14 protein-coding genes are annotated in these 14,481 nt (G+C 48.1%); 1 reads left to right on the top strand and 13 read right to left on the bottom strand.

Features of this window, described 5'->3' with window-relative positions:
• Positions 1 to 73 precede the first annotated feature (73 nt).
• Positions 74 to 316: a YhdB family protein gene (locus NYE38_RS04785; RefSeq protein ID WP_003155335.1), complete on the top strand. Its 243-nt coding sequence runs from the start codon at positions 74 to 76 to the stop codon at positions 314 to 316.
• Between the two features lie 13 nt (positions 317 to 329).
• On the opposite strand, the gene NYE38_RS04780 is transcribed toward NYE38_RS04785, so the two are convergent.
• From NYE38_RS04780 to NYE38_RS04720, 13 genes are all read right to left on the bottom strand, one after another.
• Positions 330 to 854, bottom strand: coding sequence for an NADPH-dependent FMN reductase (locus tag NYE38_RS04780; protein WP_017417341.1), 525 nt, complete (start codon positions 852 to 854; stop codon positions 330 to 332).
• A complete protein-coding gene (locus tag NYE38_RS04775; RefSeq protein ID WP_017417340.1) occupies positions 851 to 1,498 on the bottom strand; it encodes a response regulator transcription factor in 648 nt (215 codons plus the stop codon). The genes NYE38_RS04780 and NYE38_RS04775 overlap by 4 nt, the downstream gene beginning before the upstream one ends.
• Positions 1,498 to 2,634 (bottom strand): GAF domain-containing sensor histidine kinase, encoded by a 1,137-nt coding sequence (locus NYE38_RS04770; RefSeq protein WP_104843211.1) that lies wholly within the window; start codon positions 2,632 to 2,634, stop codon positions 1,498 to 1,500. Before NYE38_RS04770 ends, NYE38_RS04775 begins: the two co-directional genes overlap by 1 nt.
• 145 nt (positions 2,635 to 2,779) lie before the next feature.
• Entirely contained in the window at positions 2,780 to 4,522 is a 1,743-nt protein-coding gene (locus NYE38_RS04765; RefSeq protein WP_017417338.1) for a phospho-sugar mutase, read from the bottom strand.
• A 139-nt stretch (positions 4,523 to 4,661) separates the two neighbouring features.
• Complete coding sequence (glpD, locus tag NYE38_RS04760) at positions 4,662 to 6,329, bottom strand: glycerol-3-phosphate dehydrogenase (protein WP_014417285.1); 1,668 nt, start codon at positions 6,327 to 6,329, stop codon at positions 4,662 to 4,664.
• 138 nt (positions 6,330 to 6,467) lie between these two features.
• Complete coding sequence (gene glpK / locus NYE38_RS04755) at positions 6,468 to 7,958, bottom strand: glycerol kinase GlpK (protein ID WP_007610291.1); 1,491 nt, start codon at positions 7,956 to 7,958, stop codon at positions 6,468 to 6,470.
• Positions 7,959 to 7,974: 16 nt separating this feature from the next.
• The gene (locus NYE38_RS04750) at positions 7,975 to 8,802 is read right to left on the bottom strand and encodes an MIP/aquaporin family protein (protein WP_021494903.1); all 828 of its coding nucleotides are present in this window, start codon (positions 8,800 to 8,802) and stop codon (positions 7,975 to 7,977) included.
• 172 nt (positions 8,803 to 8,974) lie between these two features.
• Positions 8,975 to 9,550: a glycerol-3-phosphate responsive antiterminator gene (locus NYE38_RS04745; RefSeq protein WP_007610287.1), complete on the bottom strand. Its 576-nt coding sequence runs from the start codon at positions 9,548 to 9,550 to the stop codon at positions 8,975 to 8,977.
• Positions 9,551 to 9,566: 16 nt separating this feature from the next.
• Entirely contained in the window at positions 9,567 to 10,919 is a 1,353-nt protein-coding gene (locus NYE38_RS04740; protein WP_088056574.1) for an aspartate aminotransferase family protein, read from the bottom strand.
• A gap of 242 nt (positions 10,920 to 11,161) precedes the next feature.
• Positions 11,162 to 12,700, bottom strand: a complete 1,539-nt coding sequence (locus NYE38_RS04735; protein WP_007408451.1) for a bifunctional GNAT family N-acetyltransferase/carbon-nitrogen hydrolase family protein — start codon at positions 12,698 to 12,700, stop codon at positions 11,162 to 11,164.
• Entirely contained in the window at positions 12,693 to 13,382 is a 690-nt protein-coding gene (locus NYE38_RS04730) for an HAD family hydrolase (protein WP_003155347.1), read from the bottom strand. The genes NYE38_RS04735 and NYE38_RS04730 overlap by 8 nt, the downstream gene beginning before the upstream one ends.
• 127 nt (positions 13,383 to 13,509) lie before the next feature.
• Positions 13,510 to 13,932, bottom strand: coding sequence for a CBS domain-containing protein (locus tag NYE38_RS04725; protein WP_007408449.1), 423 nt, complete (start codon positions 13,930 to 13,932; stop codon positions 13,510 to 13,512).
• 130 nt (positions 13,933 to 14,062) lie between these two features.
• Positions 14,063 to 14,458, bottom strand: a complete 396-nt coding sequence (locus NYE38_RS04720; protein WP_007408448.1) for a DUF5365 family protein — start codon at positions 14,456 to 14,458, stop codon at positions 14,063 to 14,065.
• Positions 14,459 to 14,481: the final 23 nt, after the last annotated feature.

The following is a 14,481-nucleotide window of genomic DNA, read 5'->3' as shown; positions in this document are numbered from 1 at the left end:
TTTTCCCCCGTTGCATCCGGGCTTCGGCGGCATAAACTAACGGAGAACTTCTCATTGAAAGGAGAAGCGTAAGATGGATCATGCCGATTATGATAAAGCCTTGTATTACACACACCGGTCTCAATGGGACAATTTATTAATTTTGATGGTTCGTACAAAAGATGATTTATTATCAAAGCGTATTGAGCACTTTCTGCACGCGTATCATTTCGAATACGATCATGCGGTGCTTGAAAAAGAGCTGTATTCCCTACTCGGGTATATTGATCATGCGACAGAACTCGCTTATGAAGATCAATTAGCCATGCTGACATAAAACAATCCCGGCGTCAGACGCCGGGATTTCTTGTGTTTGTGAACATATTCAGCTCTTCGATCATGTCTTTCAGGCTGACCGCCATATCCTCAGATACGGTCCGGCGCTCCATGTCGATGTGAATCGGGTCTAAGACCAGCTGTTTCGGGATGACATTTGCATAGACGCCCCGCATGACCGTCCGCATATTCGCCAGCGCGTTCATGCCTCCTTTTCCTCCGCCCGCCGCGGCAATGATGGCCACCGGTTTGTATGCCCAGTGATCGCTGCTTAAAAAATCGATGGCGTTTTTTAAAGCGCCGCTCATGCCGCTGTGATACTCGGGAGATAATAAGACGACGGCCGCCGACTTTTTCACCTGCTGCCTTAACTTTTGCACTGAAGGCAGCTCATTCTGTTCTTCTTCACCGTTATAAAGCGGCAGTTCACTTTCGCTCAAATCAATAAAATCGGTATGAAACCGATCTCTGATATAAGAAGCGGCAATTCTAGTCCGCCCGTTTTTTCTCGGTGTGCCGCTGATCACTAATATGCTCATGATTTTACCGCCTTTCCAAAAACATTATATTTTACCGCATACAATGCCGCCTGCGTCCGATCGGAAAGATTCAGCTTTGACAGCAGGTTGGACACGTGGGTCTTCACTGTTTTTTCTGAAATAAACAGTGCCGCCGCAATTTCCTTATTGCTTTTTCCTTTGGCTATTTCTTGAAGAACATCTTTTTCACGGGGGGTCAGCTGATAATATTTTTCCTTATCCTGATTATCCTGAACCATATGGGTCAGCACGTGAGGCACAATATCCGCCGACAGCCGGTAACGTCCGGAATACACTTCCCGGAGCGTTTTCACTAAATCATCGGGCTGAGCGTCTTTCAGCTGATACGCTTTTGCGCCGGCTTTAAGGGCGGGAATGACGTGCTCCTGATCAGAATAGCTCGTCAAAACGACGATACTGATGTCCGGAAATCGTTCAGCCGCGTTTTTTGCCGCTTCTATGCCGTCCATATCAGGCATTGATAAATCCATCAGAATGATGTCCGGCTCCGTCTTTTCAGCTTGCTGAAGCGCTTCAGCACCGGTGGACGCCTCACCGACAACTTCAATGTCTTCCTGAGTGGCGAAGAAATAGCGCAGTCCTTTGCGGACAACATGATGATCATCAGCAATCACAATTTTCATCAATCAGACCTCCTGTCCCGAAACGGAAGCCGAACGGAGACAATTGTTCCGGCGCCAAGCTCGGATTGCAGTGTAAAGCGGCCTCCGATCGCTTCAGCCCGCGCTTTCATGCCGGCCACGCCGAGCGATGGGAGCACAGCATGCGCATCAGAGCTGAAGCCCGCTCCACGGTCGCTAATGTGAAGCTCAGCGCAACCCGGCTTTTTAACGGCGGAAATGATAACCCGGTCCGTTCCCGCATGCTTTTTACAGTTATTCAAGGCTTCCTGGGCGATCCGCCAAAGCGCGTGTTCCTGTTCATCCGTAAGCTCCAGCTCATCCTCCGTTTCACAAACGGCTTCCAGGCCGATAAGAGCGGCATAGCTTTTGATCGATGCATACAGCCCTTTCGTTAAGCTTTCCGGCTTCAGCTGCCAAATGAGCGCCCTCATTTCTGTTAGCGCATCCTGAGACAGCTCTTGAATAAACGTAATCATCTGCCGGAGCCGATGATCATCTGTAAAGCTCTTTGCGGCTTTTGCCGTTAAGCTGACAGAAAACAGCATCTGATTGACGGAATCATGCAGGTCTTGTGCAAGTCTGCTTCGTTCCATCAACAGGGCGTTCTGCTGCTCAAATTCGGCCAATTTCATCCGCTGAATCGCCGTTCCGATTTGAAATGCAACCGCTTCAAGCAGATGCAGTTCTTCTTCGTTGAAAAATGTCTTTTCACTTGCGGCGACGTTTAATAAACCGAACTTCCGGCCGCCGTCCTCAAGCGGTACGGTCGCATGATGGGTAATGCCCTCCGTATCGCGGCAGTTCGTCGTCTGTTCCGCAAATTCAATCCGTTTACAATTCATTATGTTTACGGCTTTTGTCAATCCGCCATTGCTGAATTTGGTCAGACAATAGCATTCCCCGCTGCACATGAGTGCATTTTCCCGCTGACCGAGAGCCGGCGGTAAATAAGCGGATGCGGCGAGCGTATAAGATCCGTCCGGCTCAATCAGAAAAATCCACCCTGTCTGCAGCCCGGTCAAGCTGAGCAGTTCGCGGAGCACTTTATCAAGCGCTTCCTTTAAATCGTGGCTTTGGTTTAAGGTTTCCGCAATCGCTTTTAACGTTTTTAACGTTTCTACCGTCGTTTTCGTCAATTTCCCTCACTCCGGCCAATCAGAATTATCCATATTATATCAATTCTTTTCTGTATATTCCTTTGTTTTCAGCATGAATTTTCCTCATACTTTCGGATGAGGCGTATAAAAAAACCGCCGGATGTCGCTTCCGGCGGTTTGTTGTTTATTTCGTTTTTTCCACTATGCCATCCACCGTTTTCATGACGGCTTCAGATAATGCGGCAAGACGCTGTTCGCTGTCTTGTAAAGAAGTTCCCTTCACGGCGAAATAGAACTTCACTTTCGGCTCCGTTCCTGATGGACGAAGGCAGAACCAAGAGCCGTCTTCAAGGAAATATTTCAGGACATTTGACTTCGGAAGATCAATATCTTCTTCACGATGATCGGTAAATACAGTCCGTTTTCCCGTTGAATAGTCCTCAGCCTGCGTGATTTGTTTTCCGGCCATCTGCTTCGGCGGATCGTTTCGGAAGGAAGTCAGGATAGCGGAAATCTGCTCTGCTCCCTGTTTTCCTTTTAACGTCAATGACTTCAAGCCTTCACGATAATAACCGTATTCTTTAAAAATGGACAGCAGCGCGTCATAAAGCGACATGCCCTGCTTTTTATAAAAGGCGCATACCTCGACGGCTAACAGCGCAGCCTGGATCGCGTCTTTGTCACGCGCGAAATCGCCGATTAAGTAGCCGTAGCTTTCTTCATACCCGAACTGGAACGTGTATTGGCCTGATTTTTCATATTCTTTGATCTTTTCACCGATAAATTTGAAGCCTGTCAGCGTGTCAATCGTATCTAACCCGAACGATGAAGCGACGGAGCGGCCCAATTCGCTCGTGACAATCGTTTTCATGACGACACCGTTTTCAGGAAGGGTGCCCTGTTTTTTCTTCTCGGAAAGCAGGTAATGCAATAAAAGCGCGCCTGTCTGATTTCCCGTCAGCACTGTGTACTTGCCTTCGCTGTTTTTTACGGCAATGCCGAGACGGTCGGCATCCGGGTCCGTAGCGACGAGAATATCGGCATTTTGTTCTTCTCCGAGTTTAATGGCATATTCGAATGCCGCGTGCTCTTCCGGATTCGGCGATTTGACGGTTGAAAAATCCGGGTCCGGCAGCTCTTGCTCCTTTACGACGGTGACGTTTTTGTAACCGAGTGCTTCAAGACCGCGGCGTACCGGTTTATTTGCCGTGCCGTGCAGCGGAGTGAACACGACGCTGACATCCACTTCATCCGAAAGCTCGGGATGTACGGAGATGGAAGTCAGTTTTTCAGTATACGGTTTATCAATTTCTTCACCGATTATTTTAATCAAACCTTTTTCTTTCAGCGACTGTTCATCTTCAACTTGAATCGTTAATTCATTTTCTATGGCATTCACTTCCGCAATGACGATGTCCGCTTCTTTCGGCGGCAGCTGTGCGCCGTCATCGCCATACACTTTATATCCGTTATATTCAGGCGGGTTATGGCTGGCTGTCACGACGATACCGGCATAAGCGTTCAGCTTTCTCACCGCAAAAGACAGCTCAGGCGTCGGGCGGAGCTCATCAAATACGTATGTTTGAATGCCTTGGGAAGCAAGGGTTTTTGCAGCTTCCATCGCAAACTCAGGAGATTTATGACGGGAGTCGTATGCGATCGCAACCCCTCTTTTTTTCGCGTCTTCTCCCTGTTTTTCGATATACGCCGCAAGTCCGGCGGATGCTTTGCGGACCGTGTAAATATTCATCCTGTTCGTACCCGGCCCGATTTCTCCTCTCATGCCTCCTGTTCCGAACTCAAGATTTTTGTAGAAAAAATCTTCCAGCAGCTGCTCGTTTCCTTCTGCGTCCGCCAATAATTTTTTCAATTCTGAATCTAATTGTTCGGCCTGATTCCAGCGTTCGTAGCTCTTACTCCAACTCATGTTCGTCCTCCTATAATTTCAGCTTATGACCATATTTTAATATGAATCGGCTGCCCGTGTCACTTGATAACTTAACCAAATGCTTTATGTAAGAAGATAAAAGAAGGGCTCATGCCTTTTCGGCACAGCCCTCCGGTTATTATTGTTCGAGCGGAACAACCGCGTCGTGCAGCAGCGTATTTAACCACTCAGTGTGTTTTTCTTTCGTTGCGTCATTCCATTGGAATCGGTCGCTCATGTAATCAATCACGGCCGTTTTATACGTTTGCACCCATTTGATGTCGAAGAACAGTCTTCCCGTTCTGCGGACGAAGAAATCGGCAGGTGTCGCAGCCATTTCTTCTTCGATGCTGTAAGCCGCTTCAGCCAGAATGTGAACCGGAATCTGGCGTTTTTCCGCTTCGTCTTTCAGACCTTCAATCCGGCTGAATACATTTTCAACGTTAGAGCCGTATCTGATGGCTAACTGCTTAGCGGTTTCCTGTGATAAACCGATTTTCAAGCCGTCTTTTGTCTTTGCTTCCACAAATGACTCGAAGTTTTTAGAGCCGCCGACATGTCCGCCGGAAATCGGCATCGTCTTCGTCTTGCAGCCGCCGAAGTCCTGGCCGCCCTCTTCTTTCAAGCGGTCGCGGACAAGATCGACAATGTGCTCAGCCATTTTACGGTAGCCCGTCAGTTTTCCTCCGGCGATCGTAATCAGGCCTGATTGAGATGTCCAGATTTCATCTTTACGGGAGATCTCAGACGGGTCTTTCCCTTCTTCGTGAATAAGCGGTCTGAGGCCGGCCCAGCTTGATTCAATATCGTCCGCCGTAATGTTCAGTTCCGGGAACATATAATTGATGGAGCTGACGACATAATCGCGATCCTGCACCGTCATGCGCGGATGCTCAAGTTTTTGTTTGTAAACCGTATCGGTCGTACCCACGTATGTTTTTCCTTCACGCGGAATGGCGAACACCATCCGGCCGTCCGGCGTATCAAAGTACACCGCCTGTTTAAGCGGGAATACGGATTGGTCGAATACGAGATGGACCCCTTTTGTGTGCTGAAGATGTTTTCCGCTTTTGCTGTGGTCTTTTTCTCTCAGCTCGTCGACCCACGGACCTGTCGCATTGACGATTTTTTTGGCGTAAACTTTGTATTCCTTGCCTGACAGCAGATCTTCAATTAAAACGCCGACAACTTTTCCTTTTTCATAAAGCAGTTCTTTCACTTTAGAGTAGTTGACAGGCTCCGCACCGAATTTAACGGCTTCTTTCATGACTTCAATCGTCAGTCTCGCATCGTCCGTCCGGTACTCTACATAATAGCCTCCGCCTTTTAAGCCGTCTTTTTTGACGAGCGGCTCTTTTTGCAGCGTTTCTTTAGCAGACAGCATGCTTCTGCGCTCTGATTTTTTTACTCCCGCTAAATAGTCATACACACGCAGGCCGATAGAAGTAGAGAATGAACCGAACGTGCCGCCTTTATGAAACGGCAGCAGCATCCATTCCGGCGTCGTGACGTGCGGGCCGTTTTCGTACACGATGGCACGTTCCTTACCGACTTCTGCAACCATTTTGACTTCAAATTGCTTCAGATAACGCAAACCGCCGTGGACAAGCTTTGTGGATCGGCTTGATGTGCCGGCCGCGAAATCCTGCATTTCGCTCAAAGCGACTTTCATTCCCCTTGAAGCTGCGTCAAGCGCCGTACCGGCACCCGTAATACCTCCGCCTATAATAAACAGATCGTATGTTTTTTTAGTCATGTCTTCCAGCATATGATCCCGTTCCAAACTTGAAAATTGGTGATTCATCATTACGTTTCCTCCTTGTTGTCACGGTATAGAAAAAGAGACCACAACAGCCAAAGCGCATGTCATCACTTTGGTGCTGTGGTCTCTCCTCATCTCAGGACCGTTCCTATTAACTTGTTTTCAGTATACCACATTTTTATCTTATTTAAAAGCCATAGCTGCATTTACTGCTTTTTTCCATCCGCCGTACAATTCATCGCGTTTTTCATCTTCCATTTCCGGTTTGAATTGCTTATCAAGGTTCCATTGATCGGCGATTTCAGTGCTGTCCTTCCAGTATCCGACAGCGATTCCGGCCAAATACGCGGCACCGAGCGCCGTCGTTTCATTAATTTCCGGACGTTCGACCGGCACATCAAGCAAGTCGCTTTGGAACTGCATGAGGAAGTTATTTTTTACCGCTCCGCCGTCTACACGCAATGTTTTTAAAGAGATGCCTGAATCAGCCTCCATGGCATCAAGTACATCTTTCGCCTGATAAGCGAGAGATTCAAGCGTAGCCCGGATAAAATGCTCCTTCGTCGTTCCGCGTGTCAGGCCGAAAACTGAGCCGCGCACGTCACTGTCCCAGTACGGTGTGCCTAATCCGACGAAAGCGGGCACGACATAAACACCGTCAGCGGAATCCACACGCTCTGCGTATGTCTCGCTTTCTTTTGAATCCTGGAACATCCGCATGCCGTCTCTCAGCCATTGGATGGCAGAACCTGCGACAAAGATGCTTCCTTCCAGCGCATACTCGACTTTTCCGTCTAATCCCCAGGCGATTGTCGTCAGGAGGCCGTGATCAGAAGTGATGGCTTTTTCTCCGGTATTCATCAGCATAAAGCAGCCTGTGCCGTATGTGTTTTTCCCCATGCCTTCTTCAAAGCACGCCTGGCCGAACAGCGCTGACTGCTGGTCTCCCGCCGCTCCCGCAATCGGAATGTTTTTACCGAAGAAATGATAATCAACCGTTTTCGCGTACACATGAGAAGACGGTTTCACTTCCGGCAGCATTGATTTCGGCACGCCTAAAATATCAAGCAGCTCGTCATCCCATTTTAATTCATGAATATTAAACATCAGCGTTCTTGAAGCGTTGGAATAATCCGTTACGTGCGCCGCCCCTCCGGACATTTTCCAGATGAGCCATGAATCAATCGTTCCGAACAGAAGATTTCCGTTTTCCGCTTTTTCCCGCGCGCCTTCTACATTGTCAAGAATCCATTTGACTTTCGTTCCTGAGAAATAAGGGTCGATCAAAAGTCCCGTTTTTTCTCTGAATGTATCATTATATCCTTTTTCACGAAGCTCTTCGCAAATGCCGGATGTTTGTCTCGATTGCCACACAATCGCATTGTATACCGGCTTTCCGGTATCTTTATCCCATACGACCGTCGTTTCCCTTTGGTTCGTGATGCCGATGCCGGCAATTTGATCAGCGCTGATTCCGGACTCGGAGATCACAGTCGCGATAACGGCGAGCACCGATCCCCAGATTTCGTTCGCATTGTGCTCCACCCAGCCCGGCTGAGGGAAATGCTGTGTGAATTCCTTTTGAGCGGAATGCACGATTTTTCCTTCTTTATTAAAAAGAATCGCTCTTGAACTTGTTGTGCCTTGGTCAATTGATAAAATATAGGTCTCCATGATGCCGCTCTCCTTTTTAAATATATTCAGAATTTGATAATATTTTCCGTGATTGAGATTTCTTGGTATAAATATAGAGTATGAAAAGCACTACAACCATTATAACGCTTACAAACCAAAAGCTAGGTGTCACATTTCCTTTAAACGCGGCATTGTAAAATACGCCGCCGAACGCACCGCCCATGATCGGACCGACTACGGGAATCCAGGCATATTTCCAATTTGACGGCCCTTTTTTCGGAATCGGCAGAAAGGCGTGAGCGATTCTCGGCCCCAAATCCCGCGCAGGGTTGATCGCATATCCGGTCGTCCCTCCAAGAGAAATCCCGATGGCAACAATGAGGAATCCGACAATCAGCGGGTTCAGCCCTTTTGTAAATTCATTCGCTCCGATTGCCAAAATGCCGAGCACAAGCACAAACGTACCAATGACTTCACTTATCATATTCCCAAATGTATGAGGAATACTCGGGCCAGTCGAGAAAACGCCCAGTTTAGCGGCCGGATCATCCGTCGCCTTCCAATGCGGCAGATAATGAAGGTACACAACAACCGCACCGATCATTGCTCCGATCATCTGCCCCGCAATATAAACAGGGACCTCTTTCCAAGGAAAGCTGCCTTCAAGCGCAAGGCCTATCGTTAAAGCCGGATTCAAGTGGGCGCCGCTGATACTGCCGACGGCATATGCCGCCATGGCTACTCCCAATCCCCAGCCGAATACAATAACAATCCATCCGGATTGGTATGAAAGCGATTTCTTTAAATTGACTCCCGCACAAACGCCGCCGCCGAAAATAACAAGCAGCATTGTACCGATTACTTCTCCCCAAAATGCTGTCATCACCATTCCTCCTAAATGACAAAATAGCAGGTTTGACAGAGTTATAGAGAATAAAAAACCCACAACAAACCGCTTTACGCTTTATTGCTTCCGTAAAGAGCTGTTGTGGGTCTCCGGATCTCCATCACATAGTATTAACCTAGGTCTATTGTAACAATGGGTGTAAGCGGTGTCAATCTTTTTTTGTCATAGAATGTTCATATTTAGCCCATAGTTCGGTGTCTGAAGTCGTCACGGCCGTGGCTCCTGCCTGCAAGGCGTTTTCAACGTCCTGCTCCGTGCGGATAAAGCCGCCGGCAAAAATCGGAATCCCCGTCATTTCTTTAATTTCTCTAATTAAAGTCGGAACGATGCCCGGGAGAACCTCGATAAAGTCAGGCTTATGCTTTCCGACGAATTCCATGCTTTTCTCCATGGCGCTCGTATCCAAGAGAAACAGACGCTGGATCGCGTATATTTTCTTTTGTTTCGCTTTGACGATGACTGATGATCTCGTCGAAATGATGCCCGCGGGCCGGATATCCTGACAAATAAACTCCGCACCGTATTCGTCATGCTTAATGCCGTGAATTAAATCGACGTGAACCATCAGAAGTTTTCCGTGTTTTTTTGCTTCATTCACGACACCTTTTAATTGACCGAGGTGGATATCTAAAATGACGCCGTATAAGAACGGACTTTCTAAAAATGCATCGAATTGCTTCATGTTCCGGATTGCCGGTAGAATCTGCTGGTTGTGAAAACTCATGTTTTACTCCTTTACATTAAAAATCAATGCTCAGCACGCTTTCCTTGACGGTCGAAATGATGAAAGAGAGCTCCTCGTCCGACAGGCAAAAAGGCGGAGACAGCTGAATGACATTATTATATCCCGCTACAGTATCGCCATTTTTCCCGACAAGCAGGCCTTTTTCTCTGCAGGCGGTGATGACGTGCTGCACAAGGGCGGCATCAGCGGGTTCCTTCGTGACTTTGTCCTTGACGAGCTCAATGCCGGCAAGAAGGCCCTTGCCCCGTACATCTCCGACCGCCGGATGTTCTCTGAGCGGCTCAAGCTCACGGAGCAGCCTTTCTCCAAGCTCACGGGAGCGGGCGATCAGATTTTCGTCCTCCATCAATTGCAGGTTTTTCAAGGCCAGGGCGCAGGCTGCCGGATTGCCTCCGAATGTATTCACGTGCCGGAAGCGGCCGTACGGCTCACCGCCCGAATACGCCTCAAAAATCTCCCGTTTTACTGCCGTTGCCGACAGCGGCAGGTAAGCGCTCGTAATGCCTTTTGCCATTGTGACGATGTCCGGTGAAACGCCGTAATGCTGAAATCCGAACGGCTCTCCCGTGCGGCCGAAACCGCAAATGACTTCATCACTGATCAGAAGCGCGCCGTGGCGGCGGCAAATGTCCTCTACCTTTGCCATATACCCGTCCGGAGGCATCAGTATCCCTCCGCCTGTAATAATCGGTTCCATAATAACGCCGGCAATCGTTTCGCTTAACTCCCACGTCATGATCCGGTCGATTTCATGCGCGCTTTCCAATGTGACGGCATCTCCGGGATTCCGATAAAGATCAGGCGGCGCCGCATGCAAAAACCCTTGTGAGAGCGGCTCATATTTATATTTTCTCTGCGCCTGGCCGGTAGCGGCGAGCGCCCCCATCGTATTGCCGTGATAGCCTCTGTACCGGGAGATGAATTTGAAGCGGCTGTGATCGCCGTTTTCAATGTGGTATTGGCGGGCAATTTTGAACGCGGTTTCATTTGCTTCCGATCCGCTGTTGGAAAAGAAGATCACATAATCGCCGCCGAGCCATTCATTCAGTTTTTCCGCAAGCTCAATCGCGGGTTGATGGCTTTGGGTCAGCGGATAATAAGGAAGCTCCTTCAATTGGCTGTAAGCCGCATCGGCAAGCTCCTTTCTCCCGTATCCGATATTGACGCACCACAGGCCTGACATGCCGTCCAAATACCGTCTGCCGTCAATGTCCGTAACCCAGGCGCCTTCCCCTTTTTGGACGATTATGCTGTCATCCGGCTCCGCCCCTTTCATTGCGTGCCAAATCAGCTCTTTATCCTTTTGTTTGAGTGACTGATTTTTTTGTACATGTTCCACACCGCTCATCTCCCTTTCAATATCATTGCACTGTATCGAAAGCTGCCCGGCTTCTGACGCCGATTCTCTTGGTGAAGTTTTCCTCTTAATAAGAATATAAAGGCGCGGCATGGGCGAGTCAATAAAGCGGCGGCAATTAAAAAAACGCTTTCTCCCAGAAAGCGAAAGAGCTACAAGAGCATATCCCGAAACCGGGGCCGGCGCAAGTGTTTTTATAAAAAAACCCGCCCCTTAAGCGGAGCGGGCGTTTTTTATTTAAGATGCGTAATCCGGTAAATGTCTTTGCGCCGGTCTTTCAGCTGGCGCACGGTTCCGTTTTCACGCTGCCTTCTTAAGATTTCAAGGTCCACGTCCCCGATCACGACCATTTCGATATTCGGATTCGTTTCACCGACGATTCCGTCTCTGGCAAATTCAAAATCCGACGGAGCAAAAATGGCTGACTGCGCGTATTGAATATCCATATTTTCTGTTTGCGGCAGGTTTCCGACCGTACCTGAGATGACGGTGTAAATTTGGTTTTCAACCGCTCTCGCCTGAGAGCAGTACCTTACGCGCAAGTAGCCTTGGCGGTCTTCAGTGCAGAATGGCGTAAAGATAATTTTCGCTCCTTGATCCGCGGCAATTCTCGCAAGCTCCGGAAATTCGATATCGTAACAGATCTGAATGGCGATCTTTCCGCAGTCCGTATCAAATACGCGCACCCTGTCTCCGGCGCTGATGCCCCACCATTTCCGCTCATTCGGCGTAATGTGAAGCTTATATTGTTTTTCAATCGTGCCGTCACGTCTGAATAAGTAGGCGATGTTATAAATTTTCCCCTCTTCTTCAACGAAGTGGGAGCCGCCGATGATGTTGACATTATATTTCACCGCGAGATCTGTAAAGAGGCTGATATAGTCCTCGGTATATTCGGTAATCCTCTGAATGGCCAGACTCGGCGAACGCTCCTCGAGAAATGACATGAGCTGCGTCGTGAAAATCTCCGGGAACACCGCGAAATCAGATCTCGCATCGGAAGCCACATCGACATAATATTCAACCTGATTGGCAAATTCCTCGAAGGAGTAAATCTTTTTCATTTCATATTGAATGACGCAGATGCGCACCGGAAATGCCGATTTGTAATAGCGCTTCGACTGCGGCAGGTAATCGACATTGTTCCATTGCATTAATGTCGCATATTTAATGGACGCGGTGTCATCCGGGAGATAATTCGGATTGATCCGCATGAGCGTAAATCCGTTCATCAGCTGGAAAGAAAGCACCGGATCATAAATCTGATGGCGCGTCACCTGTTCGACATAGGCTCTCGCCGTCATTTCTTCCGCATACTTATGATAATTCGGAATCCGCCCGCCGATAATGATGCTTTTCAGATTCAATCGTCTCGCCAAGTCTTTTCTCGCCTCATACAGCCGGTGTCCGATTTTCATCCGTCTGTATTCCGGGTGAACCATTACCTCAATCCCGTACAGATTCAATCCGTCCGGGTTGTGGTTCGTGATATAACCATCGTCTGTAATGTCCTGCCACGTGTGGCGGTCATCATATTCATCGAAATTGATGATCAGGCTTGAGCATGAACCGATAATTTCCCCTTCATACTCGGCGCAAAACTGACCTTCCGGAAAGTGCGCGAGATGGCTGATTAAATGCTCAGGCTCCCACGGCTCCATCCCCGGAAAACAATCCTTTTGCAGCTCAATTATTTTGTTGATATCTTTCTCTTCCATATTCCGTATGACCATTTTCTTTTCAAAACGGGTCAGATCAAGTTTCTCAGACAATGCTGCTTCCCCCTGCCGGTTCGTTTTGATCGTTCAATCGCTGTAAGAGTAATTCAAGTTCCATTTCCGCCATCGATTCCAGTCTGTGATCGTATTCTTCAAATAACAGGGCGCTTGTTACCTTATTCGGGACGATGACACATTTCATTCCGGCGCGTTTGGCTGCGATTGAGCCGTTGACCGAATCCTCAAAGGCCAGACATTCAGATGGTTCAACGCCTAAATGTTCCGCAGCTTTCAGATAGAGCTCCGGATTCGGCTTCACTTCTTCTACGTCGTCAGCCGTCTGAATCACTTCAAATTCATCAAACAGGCCTAATTCCTTCAGATGGCCCGATACCCATTTAAAATCTGAGCTGGACGCGAGCCCCACTTTCAATCCTAATTCTTTTGCCGCGGCTAAATAAGCCTCCACCCCGGGACGCGCCGTTTCCGTCTTCATCCGCTGTTCGAAGCGCCCGCGCCTGATCGCCGTCAGTTCATCATGATCGAGCTTTCTTCCCAGCTGCTCCTCTAAATATGCGAACGGCTTAAAACCCGCGGCCGTTCCGATCACCTTTCCCCAGACGGATAAAGGCAATGTTGAACCGTGTTCTTCAAACATTTCCTGCAGCACTTCATATTCATGGGTTTCTGTATCTAAAATTAACCCGTCAAAATCAAAGATTAATGCTTTTATCAATGGTTACAGCTCCTTTAGCTAAACGTACTGACCTATGTATACACTATACCGTGAATTTCTTTCGCGTTCAAAATGTAACATTCTGACGGAAAGAAGAGCCTGCATGAGTGCAAGCTCTCTTCATCCGTTACTGTGTGTTTTGACTGGAAATATTGGAAAGAGCTGCTCCCGCAGACTCATTTGAACGCTGATCGACCGCTAAGTCTCCAAGCGCAACGATCCCGACCAGATGATTTTGATCGACAATGGGAAGGCGGCGGATTTGGTGTTGGGCCATCAGATGTGACGCCTCTTCAAGACTCATTTCCGGGTTTCCGGATACAACTGCAGAAGACATCACGTGTGAAACAGGTGTTTGGCCGTCGCGGCCTTGAGCCGTTGTTCTCAATGCGATATCACGGTCTGTCAGCATTCCTTTTAATTCCCCTCCGTCAACGACGGGAATTGCTCCGACATTATGCTGGTGCATCAGCGCAGCCGCTTCCTGAATCGTTTGATTGGGAGAAACGGTAGCCACGTGGGTAGTCATTGATTGTTTGATTGAACTCATTGTAAAGCACCCCTTTCGACATTTATTATGCTCGGGGATTTGTCTCATTATAAAGGGAGTTAGAGGAAAGAAATTGTGGTATCATGTCAAAGAAGCAAAAAAGAGCCTGTTAAAAGGCTCTTTATACCCGTCAGATCAGCCTTCTGTGACCGCAGGCTTCTGATCCGGCCCCTGTCTCGAAATCATCATAGGTAAAGGGAAAATTCATTCCGCATTCATTCAGCAAAGCGCAATTTTTATCAAACAGCGCCCGCTCTTTGACGTCATATACCGGGTGCGGCTTTGACAGCATGATATGTACCGTTTGCAGACAAGCCATAATTTGAAACGCTTCTTTTAAAGTTCCTTGGTAACGTTGGTTTTGTAATGATAATACGCCCCTTTTTTTAAAGCGCTGAATTTCCAGTTCGGAGAAATAAAGAGGAAAGACATTTTGAAACAATTCAGAGGAAAGCTCTTGTATCGCGCTTTCTTGTCCGTCAGTCGCTGCGTTCACAATTCTCACATCAATCACCTTTCTTGCCATGTGAATATCCTTAATCTTTATCA

It is taken from the genome of Bacillus sp. EU63 (assembly GCF_038592915.1).
Classification (GTDB): domain Bacteria; phylum Bacillota; class Bacilli; order Bacillales; family Bacillaceae; genus Bacillus; species Bacillus velezensis.
The sequence above is the reverse complement of the archived record's forward strand: the minus strand, read 5'-3'. Positions and strand labels throughout refer to the sequence as shown.